Genomic DNA, 21,508 nt, shown 5'->3' with positions numbered 1-21,508 from the left:
CGCGCAGTGCTGCCCTTGTGTCAGGCCAACGTCGGTGGCGCGCGTGGCCGGTGCGCAGCGGCGCATGGCCGCGAAAAGATACGGGTCCGCGCAGCGGATGGACCACGTGCTCGAAGATCGAATCCGTGCGCGACAATCAGCACTGCAATTGCGACCAGCGCAATCGTCAGAACGCCAGCAAACGGACAGAGATCGAATGAATTGGAGCGCGCGTCCCGATCCTGCGCCCCTTCGAACACGAAGTGCTCGTCAAACGCGCGAGACGCAGTGTGCGCATACCGCTCGAACGACTTACGGCTAACGCCGGCACCCGGATCGTCGACCGCGGCCGATATCACGAGCGGCCCGTGCCCCGTGCAGAGAACCAGCCCGAAGTCACCCTCCGACGTCGCGTCCTCAAGCATGACGCCGGCGGGAACGAAAAGACGCACGGCGCACAGCAGCAGGAGCGCGTGCAACAGCCAGCGCCCCACAGAATGATGCGTTCGCGAACGGCGCAGCCAGTTCATCGGCCGCGCAACCTGCGATGGAACATCGCGCTAACGTCTTTCACGACACAAGACGCCGCGCGGATGGCCCGAAGATCACGCGATCGGCAAGCCAGACAGCAACCAGTGTCGCGCCCATCAACGGAAACACCAGGCCGAGCAGGACCAGCCCCGTCTTCCAGCCGCGCATCGGCGGCGCTGCGCGTTCGCGCCCCGGCGCCCCGAGCGAACCCAACGGCCTGCGCTTCCACCACATCACGCAACCCGTCACGGCCATGGTGGCGAGTCCAATCGAAATAGCCGCGCACACGATCTGATTGGCCAGACCGAAATACCGGCCCATGTGAAGTGCTGTGCCGTATGACACAGCCTTCGACACGGCACCGTAGTCCTCATAGCGAATGTCTTTCAGCACGGCGCCGTCGTACTGGTCAATATAGATCGTGCGCTCCGCTTTCGGATCGGCGGGGAAATACGACACGGTATAGACACCGTCCGGCGTGGTCGGCAGTGCGATCTCGTAGCCGCCGTCGATGCCGTCACGGCGCAACATGTCGATCACACTGGCAAGGGGCAGACGCGCACCTGTCGTGTCCGCCGGCGAATGCGGCACCTGCACCGCCCCAACGGCCCAGGGCACGTTCGCGAGCGGCATGTCGTCCATCTTCATGCCGGGCATCGATTCCATCCCGTCCATGTGATGCGCGCCGGCATTGACGGCGGGCGGTGCAGCCGACGGCGCCGCGCCGGGCACGCTGGAGCGCAGCGGCAGGCCACCCCACGCGCCCGGCGGCGAGCCGAGATTGGCGCTGGTCGCGAGCGACTTGAAATACTGGCCCCACGAGCCCGTCCACGGCAAGCCCGTCAGCACGAACGCGATGGCACCGAGCGCAAGCCAGATGCCCAGCGCGGCATGCAGGCTCTTCCAGAAGGGCCGGCCCTGAAGAGACAGCGTGGGCAACAGCGCTTCGCGCAGCCGTGTGCCCGCCTGCGGCCACCACAGCGCAATACCTGTTCCGATCATGACCAGCGTCCAGCAGGCCACCAGTTCCATCAGCAATTCACCCGGCTTGCCGAGCAGCAGCTTGCGATGCAGCATCCGCGACACCTGCATCAGGCGGTTCTCGACGCTCAACGTGCCCAGCACCTCGCCGCTGTACGGGTTGACGTAGACACTCTCGCTGCCGCCCTGCGGAAGACGGAACACGAACTCGGCACTGCGATTCGGCTCCGACGGCACGCGCACGCTGCTCGGGACAGCGCCCTTCGGCATGGCGGTGGCCGCACGCGCAAGCAACGCTTCCTCGCCCAGCCGGGCGCGCGTCTCTGGCTGCACGATCAACCGATGGGGATACAACAAAGGCTCGATCTGCGGCTGGAAGCAATAGATCGTGCCTGTGATCGCAAGGACCACAAGGAAAGGCATCACGAACAGTCCGGCATAAAAATGCCACCGCCATAGCGTCCGGTAACCGTTGCCGGTCTGGCGTGCAGTCGATGCAGCCTGTCTGAGCGTTGTGGACATGAAAATCCTCCTCGAATCCATCAGGCCTGAAGCGCCGCGTACCACGCACCACGCTTCAGGATATGACATTTACAAAATCAGAGCGTGACCCTGATGCCGCCATAAATGCTGAACGGCTGTCCCCGTTGCGGCGGCGTCGTCGTGCCCTGCGCGCCCGTGTCGTAATACAGATGACCACCCAGGTTCTGGATCAGGCCGTACAGCTCTACCGTCTTGTTCACGTGGTACGACGCCCCGAGGTCAATCACGGCCGCACCGCCGTTCCTGACCGTGTGCGCGGTGTTGTACCAGTAGCCCGTCCACGCCTTCACCTGCGCGGTCAGCGTGAGCGCCGGCAACGCCTCCCAGCTCGCGCCACCCGTCCAGACCCAATGCGGAATCTGACCGATCTGGTTATGCGTCGGCGACGTAGCAGGCGAATTCGATTCCGTCAGATACGCTTCCGTGTAGGTCAGACCACTCTTGAGCGTCAGGCTCGGCAACACCTTGATGTCGCCGAACAGTTCCGCGCCCATGATGGTTGCCTTGCCAACGTTCTGGTACTGCCGCACCGATGTAATGCTGCTCAACCCCGTCCCGTTCAGAAAGCCCGCGCAACTGGCAGCCGTCGAACAGAGCGTCGGATAGTCGATGTAATTGCTGACGCGATTGTGAAACGCCGTAAATGACACGTTGTACGTGTCACGCTTCAGATCCCAGCCGATTTCCTCGCCGACGTTGGTCTCCGGCACCAGATTCGGATTGGTCGCGTTGTACGTGCCGCCAGAGACATACGAGCGATACATCTGGTTCATTCCCGGCGCGGAGAAATCCTTGTACACGGCGGCACGCAGATCAAGTCCGTTGTCGAAGTAGTACTTCGCGCCAAGGCGCGGATTGAAGGTCAGTTTGTCCGCGTTGTCGAGTTGCTGGTTCAGGCTACCCGCCAGCGACTGCCCCACAATCGACGCATTGCTGGCGCGCCAGTAGTCACCGCGCAGACCGAGCGTCACGTCGAGCGGAATCGAACGCGCCCTGTAGGTGCCCTGCGAGAAGAGGCCGAAGAACTGGTGCTGGCCGTGAGCGGTGAAGCTCGACGTGTTGCTGCCGGCGACGTTGTACAGATTGTTCTGGTCGTCCACGCCCAGGTAGCGGTAGTCCACGCCGACCTTCAGATCGTGGATGGGCCCGATATCCTTCTGCCAGTAGACCGATCCGCCGCCCGTCCTGTACGGCGAATACTCGATCTGCGACACGTACGAATAGCCGAGCGTCGGCGTCGACAGCGAATAGCCGCCCGTTTGCGTCGCGTTCTGCGTGGAAAAGTTCGTGCGGTCGAGCCACATGTACGCGTTCAGGCTGCTGCCGTCGTCGAGCTTGCGCGTCGCGCCTGCGCGCAGACCATAACGCTCCCACGTGTTCTTCGCGTTGGCGTAGACGAGGCCGTCTTCATGCTTGTCGTGGTCGTAGATCTCGAGGTAGTACTTCGACGCGGCATCGGGCGTCAGATAGAACGACAGCGCAACGTTGTTCGCGAAGCCGGAGGTCGCCACGTTCGATGCATTACGATATTGCTCGGGCGTGAGGTTGTAGCCGTCCGTGTGATACGTGCTGGCCGTCAGGCCGACCTTCAGCACCGGCGCCGACACGAGCGTAATGGCGGCATCGGCCGTGCGCGTGTTGAAGCTGCCGTACGACACATCCAGCGTCTTTTCGCCGGGCTGCGGCTCTTTCGTGATGATGTCGATGACGCCGCCCATCGCGAGGTTGCCCCACAGGCTCGTGGCGCCGCCGCCGCGGATCACTTCGATCTGGTCCACCCTGCCCTTGGGCACCAGCGACCAGTCCACCGTGCGGAAATAGCCATCGTTGATCGGCACGCCGTCGACGAGCACCAGCGTCTTCGTCCCGAACGCGTTGCCGAAGCCGCGAATGCTCACGATCGACGACGTGGGATGCAAGGCGAACGTGGAGACCATCGGCGTGTAGACGCCCGGAATCTTGTTGACGATCTGGTCGACGGTCGTTTCCGGCGCCTGTTCGACCTGCTTGCGCGACAGCGACGTCGTGCTCAGGTCCATGTCGTCGAGTGTCGAACCCTTGCTGGCGGACACGGTAACGCTCGGCAGCGCCGCGCTCGCGGCTGCATCCGCGTTGCTGCTCGTTGAGGCCAAGGCTGAATCCGGTGCCCCTGTCGAGCTTGCGGCGTGAGCAACCGGCACACTGGCCAGCAGTGCCGGAATAGCAAGCGCGATGGCTCGCGCGGGACAATAGTTGTCTGCGCTGCGCATCGAAGGCGCGCGCGCGTGGGCACGACCCGCAGCATGCGGGCGTTGAACCTTGTTCATCATCAGTATTCAGGAAATCGGAGAGGCACGCCGTCATCTCGATACGGGCGTGAGCGGACAGTCCGTCTTGTCAGCTGAATACGGGCGGGGCGCGCGTGAGGGGGCGCGTGTGGACGGCGAGGCGCGCCGGACTGTCGGTCGATCGCGTGGGCCAGAACTGGCGCGCGGCGAGCGGAAGAAAAAGCAGCAGCAGAACCGCGGCGCACGCAAGTGCAGTCGCCAGCGCCGCGCTGAATGCACACACGCCGCTGTCCTTGTTCGACGTGTTGCCTTCCTGGCCGGAATGCAGATTTCTCGAAGCGTGGTCTGTGGCGATTGACACGTGCGTTGGCGCCGCGCGCGCGATCTGCTCGTCGAGGGCGAAGCCAGCCGTCTGATCGATGACCATCGCACCATGGCCGGAACAAATGACCAGCATGCCACTTGCCGCCGTCTGATCCGGATCGATCATGACAGCGCCAGGCAACAAGGCTCGTGACATCAGCACGCTGAAAACCAGCAAAAACAGACCGTGCCGAACCACGCCGCCTCGCGACAGGAAGTGGCGAAAAAGGTTCATGGCGCGAGATTCTACATGTGTTACCTCAAACGCTCTGAGTCAGGTACGCGAGTCGGCAGCTGACGCCAGCGCGACCGGGCCCCGCCATGTCGAATGCGCAACATTTTGCCGCAGGCACCGCAAAATGCCCGCCGTATGGCCGTTGAAGCGTGGTCGACGGCTTCGAGCTGCCTATAGCGGCACTCCGGCGAATTTAATAATGCGAATGATTGCTACTTGCGATTAAACTATTCGACTATCCTCTTTCGCTTACGACCGCATGCTTGTCCCGTTTCTTATCATGCTGCGCGAGGGCATCGAAGCCGCCCTGATTGTCGGCATCGTCGCCAGCTACCTGCGTCAGACCGGCCGCGGTCAGTGGCTGCCCGTCGTATGGATCGGCATTCTGCTGGCCGTCGCACTGTCGCTTTTTGCTGGCGCGGGGCTGCAATTTGCCAGCGCCGAGTTCCCGCAGAAGCTGCAGGAACTGTTCGAGGCCATCGTCGGCGTAATCGCCGCGATCGTGCTGACTTCGATGGTGCTGTGGATGCGCAAGGCCGCGCGCTCCATCGCGGCCGAATTGCGCGCCTCCGTCGACGCTGCGCTCGCACAACCCGGCGCGAAGGCCTACGGCCTGATCGCGATGATCTTCTTCGCGGTCGCCCGCGAAGGACTCGAGTCGGTGTTTTTCCTGCTCGCCACGTTCCAGCAGAGCGCTGGCGCTGCCGCGCCGCTGGGCGCATTGCTCGGCGTCCTGTGTGCGGCGCTGGTCGGTTACGGCATCTACGCAGGCGGCGTGCGGCTGAATCTGCGCCGCTTCTTCCGCTGGACGGGCGTGTTCATTCTCGTCGTCGCGGCCGGCATTCTCGCCAGCTCGGTGCGTGCACTGCATGAGGCCGGGCTGTGGAATCACCTGCAGGGCATAGTCGTCGATCTCAGCGGCTTCCTGCCCGTCGGCAGCGCGGCCGGCACACTGTTCTCGGGAATCTTCGGCTACCAGGATACGCCGACCGTCAGCGAGGTGCTCGTCTACATTGCTTTCCTCATCGTCACCCTTTATCTGTTCCTGCGGCCGATGCCTGCGCACGTGGCCGAAGGACAACTGCAAAAATGAGTGATCGTTCCACCCTGGCTGCCCCGCAGCAATTGCCGGTCAAAACTGTGCGCGCCGCGCTGGCCGTGTCGATTCTGCTGGTGCTGGCGGGTCTGGTGCTGTTTTATCAGGCCACGCGCTTTGCGCAGCGTGCCCATTCGAACAATCAGCGCGCGCTGAGCGTCGAAGTCGGCGCGCATGAATGCACGCCCTCCAGCCTTTCCGTGCTGGCCGGCCCCGCTGTGTTCAACATACACAACACGTCCGACCGGGCCGTCGAATGGGAGATCCTGGACGGCGTGATGGTGATCGAGGAGCGCGAGAACATCGCGCCCGGCTTCACACAGTCGCTCTCTGTCGATCTCGCGCCGGGCAACTACGCGATCACCTGTGGTCTGCTCAGCAACCCGCGCGGCAGTCTGGTCGTCACGCCCGCAGCGGACGCGGCGGCGAAACCGGCGACGCTGTCGACGGTCGATTTCATCGGCCCGCTTTCCGAATATCGCGTCTACCTGGGCATCCATGCAGCAGGCCTGGCAAGCGCGGCGAAATCCCTTTCATCGTCGATCCAGGCAGCCGACCTGGCCGCCGCGCGCGACGCGTACGCGACGGCACACGCGGAGTACGCCCGCATCGCGCCGGTCGCGGCGCTGTTCGCGGACCTCGATCACCGCATCGATGCACCCGCCCTCTATTTCGACAAAGGCGCGCAGGATCCCGCGTTCAGTGGCTTCTATCGGATTGCATACGGCCTCTACGGTCAAGGCGACACGACCGGGCTAAAGCCCGTCGCCGACAAGCTGGCAGCCGACATCGCCGCGCTGTCCACACGCATCGATGCGCTGTCGATGCAGCCCGCACAACTGGCGAACCTCGCCGTACGGCACGCGGAACAGGTCAGAGACAGGCTCGCCGCCGACGTGAAGACGCCGTACGCGAAGGACAGCGGCACGCAGTTCGAAGCGACCCTGGACGGCATTCGTGAGATCAGCGACCTGCTAACGCCGCTGCTCAAAACGGATCCGTCGCTGGGCAAGGCGCTCGCGGACAACTTCAGCCAGCTCGATGCCACGCTCAAAAAATTGGCGGCGAGCGCGAACGGCTCGCCCATCGCTGTTTCCACCAACAACACGCTGTCCGGCCAGATCAATGCGCTGATCGACAGCCTGCGCCGTGTGAATCCCGCACTCGGCCTCGAACATAACGCTTCATCATCATGACGCAATGCCCTTTCGACCTCACTGCCGGACTCCCTGAATCGCCACGCCGGCGCCGTCTCCTGGCGGGCGCAGGACTCCTCGGCGGTGCGCTTGTCGCAGATCTCGCCAACGCTGCCGCGCCCGCGGCCAAACACGTTACGGACGCCCCGGCCGCAAAAGGCGGCATCGACGACCGTTATCCGTTCCACGGCCTGCGCCAGCAAGGCATCACCACACCGCGCCCCGCAGCAGGCATGGTGGCTGCTTTCGACGTGCTCGCCAGCGACCGCGCCGGACTCGAACGCCTGTTCCGTGTGTTGACCGAACGCATCGCATTCCTGACCACAGGCGGCCCGGTTCCGCAGACTGACCCGGACTACCCGCCCCCAGATTCCGGCATTCTTGGCCCCGTCGTCACGCCAGACGGGCTGACCGTGACTGTCTCGGTGGGCGCGTCGCTGTTCGACGACCGCTTCGGCCTGGCCGCGCACAAGCCGGTCCATCTCACGCCGATGACGGGCTTTCCGAATGACGCGCTGGTCGAACGTCTGTGTCACGGCGATCTGCTGCTGCAGTTTTGCGCCCACACGCCAGACACGAATATCCACGCGTTGCGTGACATCGTGAAGAACACGCCCGATCTTCTGGTGTTGCGCTGGAAGCAGGAAGGCACCGTGCCGGTGATTGCAGCCTCGGCCAGCAAGCGGCCCGAAAGCGCGCGAAACCTGCTCGGCTTCCGCGACGGTTCCGCCAACCCGGATTCCAGCGACGCGGTACTGATGGAGCGCATCGTCTGGGTGGGACAGGAGAACAGCGAGCCAGCATGGGCGACGCATGGCTCGTATCAGGCGGTACGACTCATCCGTAACTTCGTCGAGCGATGGGACCGCACGCCGTTGCAGGAACAGGAATCGATCATTGGCCGCCACAAGCCGACTGGCGCGCCCCTCGACGGCAAAACCGAGTTCGACGTACCTGATTACGCAGCCGATCCGGAAGGCAAGAAGACCCCGCTCGATGCGCACATCCGCCTTGCCAACGACCGCACACCGGAAGCGCAAAAGCATCTGATCCTGCGCCGGCCCTTCAACTATTCGAATGGCGTCGCACCGAACGGCCAACTTGAAATGGGGCTGCTGTTCATCGCGTATCAGGCCAATCTGCAGGAAGGATTCATCGCGGTGCAGGAGAAGCTGAATGGCGAGCCGCTCGAGGAGTACATCAAGCCGATTGGCGGCGGGTACTTTTTCGTGTTGCCTGGCGTGCCGGTCAAGGACGATTTTCTCGGACGCACGTTGCTGAACGCGTGAGTGCGCCGTCCGTTGCGAACAGATTAACCAGACGACAGGAGAACCGACACCATGAAAAAGCACATCGTATCGTTGGCAATTGCGGCAATGGTCGGCGGCATGACAACGGCCTATGCTGCCGTCGCGCCGCTGGATCTCGTCAAGCCGGTTGCAGACTACAAGATCTACGTCTCGACGGAAGTCACCGATCTCGTCGCGCAGACCCGCGCCTTCACCGACGCCGTGAAAGCTGGCGATCTCGCCAAGGCGAAGCAGCTCTATGCACCGACGCGCGCGCACTATGAAGCCGTCGAGCCGATCGCGGAACTATTCAGCGATCTCGATAACGCCATCGACTCGCGTGCGGACGATCACGAAAAGCGCGAAAACGATCCGACCTTCGGCGGATTCCATCGCATCGAATATGGGCTCTTCGCGCAGAACAGCACAGCAGGTCTCGTGCCAGTCGCCGACAAGCTGATGCACGACGTGCTCGATCTGCAAAAGCGCATCGCGACGCTGGTGTTCCCGCCTTCGAAGGTCGTCGGTGGGGCTGCCGCGTTGATGGAGGAGGTGGCTGCGACGAAGATTTCGGGCGAGGAAGACCGCTATAGCCACACCGACCTGTGGGATTTCCAGGCGAACGTCGATGGCGCGCAGAAGATCGTGCAGCTGTTCGAACCGCTGATCCGCAAGCAGGATCCGAAATTCGCCGACAAGATCGCAGCCAACTTCGCGACGGTCGATCGCATTCTGGCGAAGTATAAGACGCCGACCGGCTACGAGACCTACGACAAGCTGTCAGCATCTGATCGCAAGGCGCTCGTAGGTCCCGTTCAGACGCTTGCCGAAGATCTGTCGCGCCTGCGCGGCATGCTCGGCCTCAAGTAAGCGAAGCATCGACAGCATGCCCGGTAGATCTGCGGCACCGCCACGGTGCCTTCCGTCAACCGGAGCCATTGAGGCGACCGACTGGAGCGCCAGCACCACGTCCCGTCGACAAGTAGGCCATATACTTTATGCAGGCGCCTCGCCGGCCAGGCGTATCGCTCAGGCCCATGCCGCCGCGGCAACGCGGCGCATCGGCTAGCCGCAAGGCTTCCTGAGATGCAACCTTCACTGGCAGCCATGGCCCGCCGTGCGCTGGAGGCAAGCACCCCATGAGCGGAACCAGCCTCACCATCGATTTGCAGACTGGTCTCGTCGTCGTTCAAAACATACTGTTCGCGATCGCGGCGGGCGCGTTGGCGTGCGACATGCTCGCGAGACACACCGGCACATCTGCGCTGGCAATGTTCAAGGGATGGTGCTTCGTTTGCGCGTGCATGCTGGTTGCGTGCGCGCCCTTGTACCTCTGGCTTCAGGCAGCCGTCATGAGCGATGTGCCGCTATTCGAAGCGTTTTCGCAAGTCCTGGCCGTCCTGACCGAGTCCCACTACGGCATGACGTGGCTCGTCGGCCTGCTCGGCGCAGTGCTCGCAGCGCTGGCGAGTCGCGGCGGTAACCTCACAGGCACCGTCATCACGGTCGCGGGGCTAGTGATCTGGGCGGCAGGCAAGGCCGCGGCAAGCCACGCCGCTGATACCGGCGACGCAACGCCACGGGAAGTCGTACACATCCTTCATCTGTGCGCGACGGCGCTCTGGGCTGGAAGCGTCATCGTGACTGCCGCAACGCAGCGCGGGTTGATACGGCGTGAAACAGACCCCGTGGCTATCACCCGCTTTCTGACGGGCGTGTCGCACCTGGCGGCCATCTCGCTCGTTGTCGTTCTGTTGACGGGCATCTCCAACGTATGGTGGGATACGCGAGGCGTCCATGGTCAGCCCATGATGCTCCCGTGGGGCCAGATATTGAGCATCAAGCTGGTTTGCGTAGTGCTCGCGATCCTGCTGGGCGGATGGAATCGTATGGTCGTGTTGCCCGACCTGCACACTCATAGTCGCATGCAAGGGACAACGTTCGATGCCATCTTGAGCAGATTCGGCAGGCTCCTGTCGGTGGAAGCCGTTGTGATGCTGGTTATCCTTACCATTGCAGCAATTCTTGGGCATACCTCTCCGTCTGCATCGTAACCTCACGGCCGACGTGCCATGACGCCGACCGCCTGCCATCTGGACATGCGATTCGACCTCTGCTTCGCCTGACGCCGGTTTGGGTCGAATTCTCCGATGGACTATGCTCCAGATAAGCTGCCTCATGAACGGGCCGCCGCACGCATCGACCAAGGAGGCTGAGATGAGCTACCAGTTACAGGGAAGCATTCTGGAAGTGTGCGATTGCAACGTCCTGTGTCCTTGCTGCCTCGGGGAGAATGCAGACAACGGAGCGTGCTGCGCGGCCATTGCGCACCACTTCGACAGTGGGACCATCGACGATGTCGATGTATCCGGCCTCACCGTGGCTGTCGCGACGTTTATTCCCGGCAATATTCTGCTGGGAAACTGGCAAGTGGTTCTGTTCATCGACGAACGGGCGACGGACGCCCAGTTCGAGGCGCTGTCGAGCGTCTATCGCGGAGAGCGAGGCGGGCCGCTTGGCGATTTTGCACATCTCTACGGAAAAATCGTGTCGATCGAGCGCGCGCCTATCACCTTCGAACTGCAGGGTGGCAAAGGGAAACTGGACATCCGGGGCGACATACACGCGGAAATGGAACCCTACTGGAACGCGAGCGGTGCGCCCGCCATATTGCTCGGCAATACAACCGCAACGACGCCGTGTTCTCCCGCCATCGTAAGCAAGGCGAGTGCCTATCGCATGAAGAATGCGGGCCTGAAGATAGATATCAGCCTGTCAGGTCACAATGCCACTCAAGGGCATTTCCGCTTTCATGCGTAAGGCTCGCAAACCATACCTCACGCGCCCATGGCAACGAACGCGCACGCCAGCTTCGTCACACCAGCAGTTGCCGCTGTTTCGATAACTGCGTGGCTGACACTCTGGGGGTGGGACAACAGTTCTTACGCCAATTACGCCGCCCATACTGGCTGGCTCGACGGCGCGCTGGTGGATCACCTGTGCAGTACATTGCGGGAACTGCCCGGCGGCGTGCTGATTGTGCTGCATATGCTGTCGTGGCTGCTCATGCTCATTGCGATGATGCTGGCCACAACGCTCCCGCTTCTTCATTTCTTTCGTTGTCTCACGCGTGACCGCGTTGATCGCAACCAGCTGATAACGCTGCTGGTTGCGGGTTACCTTTGCGCCTGGATGCTATTCGGCACGGTCGCGCACGGTGCGGATGCCCTGCTCCATCGCCTGGCCGACAACGCGCCCTGGTTGGCCCTGCATGCTTGGATACCGGGCGCCACCATCCTCGCGATTGCCGGGGCCTATCAGTTGAGTTCATCGAAGCTGCGCTGCCTGAACCGCTGCCGTTCTCCTATGTTGTTCATTAGCGAACGTTGGCACGGCACACGCGAAATGTGGTCCAGTTTTACACTTGGGTGGAGCCACGGCCTGTTCTGCATCGGCTGTTGCTGGGCGCTCATGCTGCTGATGTTCGCGGTGGGTACGACGAATATCGGCTGGATGCTCGCGATCGCGCTGGTCATGGGTGCAGAGAAAAACGCTTACTGGGGCGGACGTATTCGCGTGCCTGCCGCCATTGGTCTGCTCGGATGGGCCGCATTTATCTGTGAGCGGAATCTATAAGCCGCTCCGCTCCTTCGCCGTTCGGTCCACCAAACGAAACACTGTGTATCCGCACCCTGCATTGCACATAAAACGCAAGTTTCCTATCATCACAACTACGACTTTAAATGTCGTAGTTAATATTTTCCAGAGAGGTCCGGAGAAAGAAACATGAGGATTCTTCACGTCGACGCGAGCGCCAAGCGCGAGCGTTCAAATTCTCGCGCGTTGGCGCGTCAGTTCATCGAAAATCTGCGCAAAGAAGGCGTAGCGGTGGAAGTCGACTACCTCGACGTCGCCGTCGACCCACCGTCGCATGTGACGGAGGCTTTTGCGATCGCGACATACCATGCGGAACAGGACCGCAGCGCCGAAATGCGCGCGACGCTTGCCGCATCTGATGCTCTGTGCAAACGGCTGTTCGATGCAGATGCATTCGTCTTCGCCATGCCGATGTACAACTGGTCAATGCCATCCGCTTTTAAGGCATTCATCGACAACATTACGCGTACAGACATCACCTACAAGACCACCCACGACGGGCGTATCGTCGGTCAGTTGACTCGTCAGAAAACGCTGTTCATCACAACGCGCGGCGCAGATCTGCGGCCCGGCAATGTGTTTTCGTCGATGGATGCCCTGACGCCAGCACTGAAAGCGGCATTCCGTTTCATCGGCGTGGACGCCCCCCAGTTCGTCAATGCGCAACCTCTGCAGTTCTCGGACCAGGAAGCACGCACGGCAGCATTGGACCGTGCCCACCTGGAGCTGGAGGGCGTGGCAGCCCAATGGGCAGCATGGGAACGCACACGTGCGCACAGCGCACAAGTCGCGACGGCATGAAATGACAAGGTGCGGCAGGGCCTGCGGGCGTATGCCGCGTTGCATGCGCGCGGAGTGATTGACGCCGCGGCAGGTCGTCGCGCATGCAGGCCGGCGGCAAGTCCATAGGACTGCGCCGGCAGTTTCTTTAGACATACATGCGTAACGCAGCCGCGTAACTCCATCATGCGCGAACACAGATACTCGGCGTCCGCTGACATGGCATAATTCAACCCTTCAAAACTTACTAACTTTCAGGCGCCTGTCGATATGCTGCGTCTACGCTTGCAAAAGCTGGGCAGTATTCTTGGATTGCTCGCAATCCTGATGACGGCATTCGCGCCTGCCGTCTCGCAAGCGTTGGCCTCGCGTGAACGCATCGACGCGCTGCTGCATAGTTATTGTTCGGCTGACAATCCGTCGGGTGATCTGCAAGGGGACCACGCCAGGTCCGCGCCTTCTCTTGCTCATCTGCACGCGTGCGGATATTGCCACTTCTTCAGCCACGCGCCCGCCGTGCAATCGGCGAACGCCAGTTTCGCGCCGGTCGTATGGATCGAGCGTGCGCCCCGGCTGCTCGCCCCTGCGTTGCAACCGGCCCGGCCGATCCTCTCTTCCGCGTTACCACGCGCACCTCCCCTGAAGTCCTGACGCCATGTGAACTGTGAGGACCGCGTGCGGTCGTCACGCGTTCGTGCGTGCTTTCCCTGCTTTTCACGAGGTCTGAATAACTGGCGAAGCTGTGTTCGCCTTCGGGCATCGCTTAGCCTCGTGACCTGTCGCTTCACGCCGGCAGGCGCGGCGGGAAACACGCGTCCCACGAAAACCGGAAGCTTGCGCGCCATCGTGCACGACGACCAGGTCCAGCAGCGCCCCCGTCGTCAACACACAGCCAATTGTGCTGCGTCGACGCCAGCAGAACGACATAACACAAAAGGATTCAAAAACCATGTTCCAACCCGCCATCCGCCGCCGCGCGCTGTCGAGTGCAACGATGATGCTGTTTGCCGGCAGTGCTCTTGCACAAGCCGATTCAGGCACCACACGAGCGAGCGAGACCACGCTGCCGCCCGTCGCCGTCACGGACACGCGTCAACCATCGCTGACCTCAAAGACGGTCGCCGACCAGCGCAGTGAACTCAATCAGACAGTCGGTTCGGTCGGCTTCGTCGACAGCGAATCCTATGTGAATTCCTATGCGTTCACCTTGCGGGATGTACTGAAGGACGTCCCCGGCGTGTTCGTTCAGGACCGCTACGGTCAGGAGTTGCGCCTGTCTATTCGCGGTTCAGGCATTGCGCGCTCCTATCACACGCGCGGACTGGAAATTTTGCAGGACGGTATTCCAACCAATCTCGCCGACGGCAGCGGTGACTACTATCAGATCGATCCCCTCGCCCTCCAGGCGACCGATGTCTTCAAAGGCGGAAACGGACTGGCGTACGGCTCTTCGACACTTGGCGGCGCGATCGATTTCCTGACGCCGACTGCGTACACGGCCGTCGCGCCCAACGTGCTGCGCCTGGAAGGCGGCAGCTTCGGCACCGTGCGCGGTAGCGCGCAATTCTCGCGGATCGTCGGACCGCTCGACTTTATCGGCACGTTCACGGTCGATCACGCGGATGGTTTCCGGCAGCACGAGCGTGGCCAGTACGAGCAGTTCAACGGCAATCTCGGGTACCGCTTCACCCCCAATGTGGAGACGCGTTTTTATTTCGGTGCGTATATCGTCAATCAGGAACTGCCCGGCACGCTGTCGCTTTCCGATGCGCTCAACAATCCGACCAAGGCCGCGCCGAGCGCGCTATCCGGCGACCAGGCGCGCAATTCGCGCACCGAGCGCATCGCGAACCGCACCACCTTCAAACTCGACACCGGACAGATCGACGTCGATACGTGGGCCATCCACAAGAGCCTGTATCACCCGATCTTCCAGGTGATCGATCAGGATGGCTGGACCTATGGCGTCGCGCCGCGCTACACGGCGAGCCTGACACTCGGCGGCATGCGTAACGACGTGATCGCCGGCGCGCGCTTTTTCGGGGGCAACAATCAGGCACGTCAATACATCAACGTGTCGGGCGACAAAGGCACACAGACGCTCGATTCGACGCAGAGCGCGTACAACTATGAGGCTTACGTCGAGGACCGACTGTTCTTTCTGCCGACCTTCGCCGTCATGGCAGGCTTCAAGGCATTGCGCGACGTGCGCAAGTATGTCGATCACGGCGGCCTTGCCGCCGATCCGACCTACAAGTCGACGAGTGAAACCTTCAACGGCGTGAACCCCAAGCTGGGCTTGCTGTGGCAGCCCAACAAGGAGATTCAGGCATTCATCGACATCACGCGCAGCCAGGACGTGCCTGACTTCGGTGACCTGACGCAAACCTTCAGCACCACCACCAGCTTCACGCCGCTTGCGTCTCAGCACGCGTGGACGCTCGAGCTCGGCACGCGCGGCACACGCGACAGGTTCTCGTGGGACATCACGGGTTATCGTTCGATCGTGCGCGACCAGCTGCTCCAGTACACCACGAACCCGGACATCCCCGCGTCCACCTTCAACGCGAACAAGACGATCCTGCAGGGCATCGAGGCAGGCGCATCGATCGATCTGTTCCGCAACGTCGCGAGCCCGGGAGCAGGCGACCGCATCACGCTGTCGGGCATCTGGAATCTCAGCGATTTCCGTTTCAAGGACGATCCGCAATACGGCAATAACCGTATCGCCGGCGTGCCCGTCAACGTGCTGCGCGCGACGCTCGGCTATGCGCGGCCAAACGGCTTTCACATCTCGACGAGTGTCGACTGGGTGCCTGCGGGCGCATGGGCGGATGACGCGAACACACTGCGCGTGCCGGGCTATACGCTACTCGGCGTGCAGGCAGGATATGACTTCCGCAATGGCCTGTCGCTGTTCCTCGACGCGCGCAACCTCACCAACAAGCGCTACGTCAGCGACATCAGCACAGTCGCCGATGCGCGCACGGCAAGCAGCACCGCGATCTTTTATCCGGGCTCGGGCCGCAGCATCTACGGCGGGATGCGTTACGCGTTCTGATGCGGAATAACGTGGCGCCTGGTGCAGTCAGGCGTCATGGCCCCTCACTCAAGAACAGGGAGAACGATATGACTGAGACTAAACGGATCGTCGGCTGGCTAAAGCGTTATCGCTTGCAACTGAATCTGGGCGCCTTGATCGCGCTTGGCATCTGGGCTGGATGGGTGGCGTGGATCACACGGCCATCCGAATCCCCATCAGGGTACATGTCGCCCATCTGCTGGATGCGCACCTAGCGTCTGCGCGCGTCACCCCCGCGTTTATTTTCGCGAGATAATCGCGCGGCGTGGGTTGCCGCAAGGCATTGATAGGGAATACGGTGGGGCGCCAGCCGAGTCCGTAGCTGTACCCGCAACTGTAAACGCAGAGTCAGGCATCTGTATGCCACTGAATTGCTCGGGAAGGCGATGCCCAGACGTTGACGCGCAAGTCAGGAGACCTGCCCACGCCCGGAATGCGACGACGCAATCCGGCCGACGCTGCTCCATCTGAGCGGCTTAACCCGCATGCGAGGACAATTCATGCAACGACCTGCTTTCTCCCACCTGTTCGATGATGGCCCACAAGCATTGCGCGGCAAGATCATCGGTATTTTTTCACTCCTGCTGGCCGCCAACATCGGTGTCTGGGTCTGGGCGCTGACTGCGCTGCACGCTCGGCCTGCCTTGCTCGGCACTGCGCTGCTCGCCTACACGTTCGGCCTGCGCCACGCCGTCGACGCCGACCATATCGCGGCAATCGACAATACCACACGCAAGCTGATGCAGACGGGCAAGCGGCCGGTTGCCGTTGGCTTCTTCTTCTCGCTGGGCCACTCGACGATCGTGATCGGCCTGTCCATCGCCGTCGCATTCGCCGCCGTCACACTGAAGGCGCGCTTCGAGGACATGAAGGACATTGGTGGCGTGATCGGCACGTCGGTGTCGGCAAGCTTCCTGCTCGTGCTGGCCATTGTGAACGTGCTGATTCTGATTTCGGTGGTCAAAACGTTCCGGCGCGTGCAACGCGGCGAGCGTCTCGTCGAGGAAGATCTCGACATGCTGCTCAACAAACGCGGTTTCCTCTCGCGTATCTTCCGCCCGCTGTTCAGGCTGGTCTCGCGCAGCTGGCACATGTATCCGATCGGCTTCCTGTTCGGTCTCGGCTTCGATACGGCAACCGAGGTCGCGCTGTTTGGCATCTCGGCAGCCCAGGCGGCCGACGGCATGTCGCTCGGCACGATCCTGATCTTCCCGGCACTGTTCACCGCCGGCATGTGTCTCGTCGATACGGCCGACGGCGTGCTGATGCTCGGCGCCTACGGCTGGGCTTTCATGAAACCCGTACGCAAGCTCTACTACAACATCACCATCACGTTCGTATCGGTTATCGTGGCCGTGCTGATCGGCGGCATCGAAGCGCTGGCACTGATCGCCGACAAGCTGGAGCTCAAGGGCGGCTTCTGGGATCTGGTTGGCGCCGCATCGGACAATTTCGGCCTGCTCGGCTACGCGGTAATCGGGCTGTTCGTGTTGAGCTGGCTGGTATCGGTCGTCGTCTACAAGATTAAGGGGTATGACGACATGCCCGTCAACCTCGGCTGATACACACGATAGCGATTACGTCATGTTTCACCGGACGGGCATGGCATAATCGTTTCCACTCAGGCTTGGAACGAAACAACTCTCCCCCGGCCCATGCGAAGCCGCTTCTTCCGGTTCACTGGCAGCTTCCTCGGATTGCTTGCGATCCTGATGGCCACGCTTGCGCCGTCCATTTCGCATTCGCTTGCGGCGATGCGCGGCGGCGGAAGCGGCATGCACTGCTCGATGCCGTCCACGCAGCACGAGGCCGATCAGGCCGCAACGCATGCGCACACGTCGATGGCCGGTGGCGATGTCTGCGGGTATTGCAGCCTGCTCGCGCACATGCCCGCCGTAATTGCGCCGCAACTCGTTTTCACGCAGGTCATTCAGGCCGTTCTGCATCGAAGCGCAACGCGCTTCGAAAGCGTGCGCATCGTCGAGCCGCTCGCGGCTGGTCAACCGCGCGCACCTCCCTTCCTCATTTCCTGATCCAGCTTCACTACCGCTGCCATGCCTATATTGCGCATGGCAGACGCTCGCGCGCATCGATCCCGCGCGTGCCCGACCACAATCAGGACAGAGGATGCGTCCATGCAAACCCATTCAACGGGACGCGCGTCTGCGCGCGCCGCTTCATCACTCATTGCAGCTACGTTTGGCCTCATTGCACTGCTGCCGCTACATGCGCAGGCGCACGCAATAGCCGGCGACCGCGTCTTCCCGGCCACCATGGCCGTCGACGACCCCGGCGTGGGCGACGAGGCCAATCTGCAGTTCGGCCATGTTCGTGTACCGGGAGACAACGGCGACCAGAGCGTCAACACTTTCGATTTCGAGTACGACAAGCTCATTACCTCGCGGCTTGCATTATCGGTCGGTGGAACGTATGTAATGCAGAACAACCCGACTGCACACGGTTTCGACAACTTCGACGTCGGGCTCAAGTATCTGCTGTACGTCAATGAACCACACGAGTTCATGACCTCGATCGGAGTGGATGCCGAACTCGGTGACACCGGTAGCCACGCGATCGGCGACAGCTTCTCGACCATCTCGCCAACCGTCTACATCGGCAAAGGCATGGGCGATCTGCCCGATTCGCTCGCGTATCTGAAGCCCGTTGCGATCACGGGCGAATTCGGACCATCCCTCACGACGGGCGCGGGTCAGCCGAATGCATTCAACTACGGCTTTACGGTGCAATACAGCCTGCCTTATCTGGAGCAGCACGTGCATGCTCTCGGTCTGCCGCAGCCCTTTTCAAATCTGATTCCGCTTGTCGAAATTCCACTCTCGCGCAGTCAGGGGCAGACGACGGGCACCGTCAACCCGGGTTTCATCTGGATCAACCGCTATGGACAGTTCGGCATCGAGGCACAGATTCCGATCAACCATGCAAGTGGTTCGCACGTCGGCATCCTGGTGCAGGCACACGTCTTCTTTGACGACATCGCGCCGACCACGATCGGCAAACCGCTCTTTAACTGGTGAGGGGATTGATATGATCAACCTGTCAGTTTCGCGTAGCCTGAGGACCGTTTCGGGCCTTGTCCTCTGCTTCGCCTTGTCAGGCGTAGCCATTGCTCACGTTTTCCCGCGTACTCAGGTTCCCGGCGCGGGCGCGAGCGTAGCGCCGCCGCCCGAGGTAAGGATCGTGTTCGATGGCCCACTGGAGCCTGCGTTTTCGTCGCTGACCGTCACGGACGCGAGCGGTAAGCAGGTGAACACCGCGAAGTCTGCGGTGGACGCGCAAGACCACAATGCCATTTCGCTGGCGTTACCTGCATTGCAATCAGGACGCTATACGGTTCACTGGGTCGCGGTTGCGTCCGACGGGCACCGGACACATGGCAATTACAGCTTCGAGGTGAAGTAACGGCCAGCCGCGCGGGGGAACTGGCTGGATATTGACTATATTGCACATCAGACGGCCGAATCTAGCGCGGCAAGGCTCTCGCGCCCACCATTCCTTTCGAACAGGAGAGAGAACATGAAAACCGATACAGCACGCCAGGCGCTCATTGCCACGGCACTTGCCGGCCTTGCCGTTGGCACGCCCCAGCTGGCACACGCAGAAAAGCAGGTTCAATGCTATGGCATTGCTAAAGCCGGACAGAATGACTGCGCCAGCAAAACGGGGGTTCATAGCTGCGCACGCGAAGCCAAGGTTGATAACGACAAGGGTGACTTCAAGAAGGTGCCGGAGGGCACATGCAAGAAGCTGGGCGGAACTGTTGATGGTTAAACGCGCTGTTCGTACCCGTCGAATGACGCGAGGCACTGCGCGATGAGTGAGAAGAACACGGTGCGGCACACACATGGCATAGGCGTTGGCCTACGCCATGCGCACTACGCGGATTTTCTTGCAACGACGCCCGCTGTGGATTGGGTCGAGGTCCACAGCGAGAATTATTTTGGCGACGGCGGCTATGATCTTCATGTTCTCGAGACTGTCCGGCGCGATCTGCCCGTTTGTCTTCACGGTGTAGGACTCGGATTGGGGTCCCCTGTCCCGCTTGACATGAATCATGCCGGCAAACTGCGGCGCCTCGCGGATCGCATTGAGCCGCAGATCGTTTCCGAACATCTTGCGTGGAACGCGGTATCGTCCGCGTATCTCAACGATCTGTTACCACTGCCGCTTACCGATGAAGCGCTTGAGTATCTTTGTCCACGCGTTGACGCACTCCAGGAATCGCTGCAACGCCCAATCCTGTTGGAGAACGTGTCGGCATACACGCGTTTTCGCGTCGACCAGTATGGAGAAACCGCGTTTCTCGTGGAACTGGCACGCCGCACGGGTTGCGGCATCCTGCTCGATATCAACAATCTCTTCGTCAATCAGTGCAATCACGGCGAAGATGCGATCGCGGCCATCGATGCGCTTCCGTCACAGGTGGTCGGTGAAATTCATCTGGCAGGACATAGCGTGACCAACAGCGGTGTGATCGACGATCACGGCTCCCGCGTGACGCCGGAAGTATGGCGTCTGTACGAATATGCGCTGCCTCGTTTCGTACACTGCCCGACGCTGATCGAGTGGGACACGAATCTGCCTCCCCTCGCAGAACTCGTCGAAGAGGCGAACAGGGCCCGCGGGGTTCGGGAGCGTATCGATAGCGCGCCGGTATCCGACGCGCTCGTACGGGAGCAAAAGTGAAGACTCCGCTTGCAGCCATTCAGGAAGCATTTTCCAGCGCCATCTACGATCCGCAATCCGACTCTGCTTTGTCAGATCACCTGTCCACGCCTCGCGATTTCGTCGGCGTGCGTCTGAATGTGTACCGCCGCAACGTCCAGTCGGCCTGGCTTGCGGCACTGAAGAACGCCTACCCGGTTCTGCTAGCGCTGACAGGAGAGCGCTATTTCGCCGCGCTCGCACAGGCCTACGCAAAAGATCGGCCATCGGAAAGCGGTGATCTGAACCGATACGGAGCGCACCTGCCCGAGTTCGTTGAGTTGTGGGAGCAGAACCCGCGTTACGACTACTTTGGTGACATCGCGCGGCTCGAATGGGCCGTTCACAACGCCTGGTATGCGGCCGCCCCACAGATCACGCCTATGCAGCAATGGCAGAACATTGGGAGCCAGCGCATTCTGGATAGCACGCTGACAGTCCATGCCGCATGCTCCGCTCTTCGCTCACGACACTCGATCGGCGATATCTGGCGCGCCCATCAACCCAGTGGTCATGCCCCGGGCGATATCGCTGCTGCGGCATGTGCGCTCGTTGTGCGTCCGCAGTGGCGCCCTGTTGTAGTGGATCAGAGCCGGGCCGCACATGAAGCATTTCTGGCATTGCAACGCGGCCGTACAGTGAACGAGGCGATCGACGTCGGGCTGGACATCGATAGTTCGTTTGATATTTCCGCGCAGTTGCAAATGTGGATATCGGTAGCTGCCGTGACGGGCATTGCGCAAGCCTGAAACTATTCGATGGTGACAAGGAATCGCGCCCGGTCCAC

The 21,508-nt window shown here is 61.5% G+C and carries 21 protein-coding genes and 1 riboswitch; of the genes, 17 read left to right on the top strand and 4 right to left on the bottom strand.

Features of this window, described 5'->3' with window-relative positions; translation table 11 throughout:
* Nucleotides 1-20 precede the first annotated feature (20 nt).
* The 4 genes from VMJ11_RS18400 to VMJ11_RS18385 form a co-directional block, all read right to left on the bottom strand.
* Nucleotides 21-509: a hypothetical protein gene (locus VMJ11_RS18400; protein WP_325620827.1), complete on the bottom strand. Its 489-nt coding sequence runs from the start codon at nucleotides 507-509 to the stop codon at nucleotides 21-23.
* 40 nt (nucleotides 510-549) lie between these two features.
* On the bottom strand, nucleotides 550-2,013 hold the full coding sequence (locus VMJ11_RS18395) for a PepSY domain-containing protein (protein WP_325620826.1): 1,464 nt from the start codon (nucleotides 2,011-2,013) through the stop codon (nucleotides 550-552).
* Between the two features lie 77 nt (nucleotides 2,014-2,090).
* On the bottom strand, nucleotides 2,091-4,166 hold the full coding sequence (locus VMJ11_RS18390) for a TonB-dependent receptor (protein WP_325620825.1): 2,076 nt from the start codon (nucleotides 4,164-4,166) through the stop codon (nucleotides 2,091-2,093).
* 244 nt (nucleotides 4,167-4,410) lie between these two features.
* On the bottom strand, nucleotides 4,411-4,899 hold the full coding sequence (locus VMJ11_RS18385; protein WP_325620824.1) for a DUF2946 family protein: 489 nt from the start codon (nucleotides 4,897-4,899) through the stop codon (nucleotides 4,411-4,413).
* Between the two features lie 259 nt (nucleotides 4,900-5,158).
* Here VMJ11_RS18385 and efeU point away from each other — a divergent pair, with 259 nt between their 5' ends.
* The 17 genes from efeU (at nucleotide 5,159) to VMJ11_RS18300 (ending at nucleotide 21,470) form a co-directional block, all read left to right on the top strand.
* Nucleotides 5,159-5,992 (top strand): iron uptake transporter permease EfeU, encoded by an 834-nt coding sequence (efeU, locus tag VMJ11_RS18380; protein ID WP_325620823.1) that lies wholly within the window; start codon nucleotides 5,159-5,161, stop codon nucleotides 5,990-5,992.
* On the top strand, nucleotides 5,989-7,191 hold the full coding sequence (gene efeO, locus VMJ11_RS18375) for an iron uptake system protein EfeO (RefSeq protein WP_325620822.1): 1,203 nt from the start codon (nucleotides 5,989-5,991) through the stop codon (nucleotides 7,189-7,191). The genes efeU and efeO (VMJ11_RS18375) overlap by 4 nt, the downstream gene beginning before the upstream one ends.
* Nucleotides 7,188-8,480 (top strand): iron uptake transporter deferrochelatase/peroxidase subunit, encoded by a 1,293-nt coding sequence (gene efeB, locus VMJ11_RS18370; RefSeq protein WP_325620821.1) that lies wholly within the window; start codon nucleotides 7,188-7,190, stop codon nucleotides 8,478-8,480. The genes efeO (VMJ11_RS18375) and efeB overlap by 4 nt, the downstream gene beginning before the upstream one ends.
* A 51-nt stretch (nucleotides 8,481-8,531) precedes the next feature.
* On the top strand, nucleotides 8,532-9,350 hold the full coding sequence (efeO, locus tag VMJ11_RS18365; RefSeq protein ID WP_325620820.1) for an iron uptake system protein EfeO: 819 nt from the start codon (nucleotides 8,532-8,534) through the stop codon (nucleotides 9,348-9,350).
* A gap of 269 nt (nucleotides 9,351-9,619) precedes the next feature.
* Entirely contained in the window at nucleotides 9,620-10,534 is a 915-nt protein-coding gene (locus tag VMJ11_RS18360) for a copper resistance D family protein (RefSeq protein ID WP_325620819.1), read from the top strand.
* 163 nt (nucleotides 10,535-10,697) lie between these two features.
* The gene (locus VMJ11_RS18355) at nucleotides 10,698-11,300 is read left to right on the top strand and encodes a DUF1326 domain-containing protein (protein ID WP_325620818.1); all 603 of its coding nucleotides are present in this window, start codon (nucleotides 10,698-10,700) and stop codon (nucleotides 11,298-11,300) included.
* Between the two features lie 27 nt (nucleotides 11,301-11,327).
* Nucleotides 11,328-12,116, top strand: coding sequence for a DUF2182 domain-containing protein (locus VMJ11_RS18350; protein WP_325620817.1), 789 nt, complete (start codon nucleotides 11,328-11,330; stop codon nucleotides 12,114-12,116).
* Nucleotides 12,117-12,266: 150 nt separating this feature from the next.
* The gene (locus tag VMJ11_RS18345) at nucleotides 12,267-12,938 is read left to right on the top strand and encodes an FMN-dependent NADH-azoreductase (RefSeq protein WP_325620816.1); all 672 of its coding nucleotides are present in this window, start codon (nucleotides 12,267-12,269) and stop codon (nucleotides 12,936-12,938) included.
* Nucleotides 12,939-13,187: 249 nt separating this feature from the next.
* Nucleotides 13,188-13,568: a DUF2946 domain-containing protein gene (locus VMJ11_RS18340; RefSeq protein WP_325620815.1), complete on the top strand. Its 381-nt coding sequence runs from the start codon at nucleotides 13,188-13,190 to the stop codon at nucleotides 13,566-13,568.
* Between the two features lie 298 nt (nucleotides 13,569-13,866).
* Nucleotides 13,867-15,978, top strand: coding sequence for a TonB-dependent receptor family protein (locus VMJ11_RS18335; protein WP_325620814.1), 2,112 nt, complete (start codon nucleotides 13,867-13,869; stop codon nucleotides 15,976-15,978).
* Between the two features lie 271 nt (nucleotides 15,979-16,249).
* Nucleotides 16,250-16,439: riboswitch (cobalamin riboswitch) on the top strand.
* A 60-nt stretch (nucleotides 16,440-16,499) separates the two neighbouring features.
* Nucleotides 16,500-17,561: a HoxN/HupN/NixA family nickel/cobalt transporter gene (locus VMJ11_RS18330; RefSeq protein ID WP_325620813.1), complete on the top strand. Its 1,062-nt coding sequence runs from the start codon at nucleotides 16,500-16,502 to the stop codon at nucleotides 17,559-17,561.
* A gap of 93 nt (nucleotides 17,562-17,654) precedes the next feature.
* Entirely contained in the window at nucleotides 17,655-18,032 is a 378-nt protein-coding gene (locus VMJ11_RS18325) for a DUF2946 domain-containing protein (protein WP_325620812.1), read from the top strand.
* Nucleotides 18,033-18,134: 102 nt separating this feature from the next.
* Nucleotides 18,135-19,034, top strand: a complete 900-nt coding sequence (locus VMJ11_RS18320) for a hypothetical protein (protein WP_325620811.1) — start codon at nucleotides 18,135-18,137, stop codon at nucleotides 19,032-19,034.
* Between the two features lie 10 nt (nucleotides 19,035-19,044).
* The gene (locus VMJ11_RS18315) at nucleotides 19,045-19,419 is read left to right on the top strand and encodes a copper resistance CopC family protein (RefSeq protein WP_325620810.1); all 375 of its coding nucleotides are present in this window, start codon (nucleotides 19,045-19,047) and stop codon (nucleotides 19,417-19,419) included.
* Between the two features lie 114 nt (nucleotides 19,420-19,533).
* Nucleotides 19,534-19,788, top strand: coding sequence for a DUF2282 domain-containing protein (locus VMJ11_RS18310; RefSeq protein WP_325620809.1), 255 nt, complete (start codon nucleotides 19,534-19,536; stop codon nucleotides 19,786-19,788).
* A 42-nt stretch (nucleotides 19,789-19,830) separates the two neighbouring features.
* Nucleotides 19,831-20,703 carry a DUF692 domain-containing protein gene (locus VMJ11_RS18305; RefSeq protein ID WP_325620808.1) on the top strand — a complete coding sequence of 291 codons (873 nt, stop codon included), beginning with the start codon at nucleotides 19,831-19,833 and terminating at the stop codon, nucleotides 20,701-20,703.
* Complete coding sequence (locus VMJ11_RS18300) at nucleotides 20,700-21,470, top strand: DNA-binding domain-containing protein (RefSeq protein WP_325620807.1); 771 nt, start codon at nucleotides 20,700-20,702, stop codon at nucleotides 21,468-21,470. Before VMJ11_RS18305 ends, VMJ11_RS18300 begins: the two co-directional genes overlap by 4 nt.
* Nucleotides 21,471-21,508: the final 38 nt, after the last annotated feature.

Source organism: Paraburkholderia sp. (assembly GCF_035501035.1).
Taxonomy (GTDB): Bacteria; Pseudomonadota; Gammaproteobacteria; order Burkholderiales; family Burkholderiaceae; genus Paraburkholderia.
The sequence above is the reverse complement of the archived record's forward strand: the minus strand, read 5'-3'. Positions and strand labels throughout refer to the sequence as shown.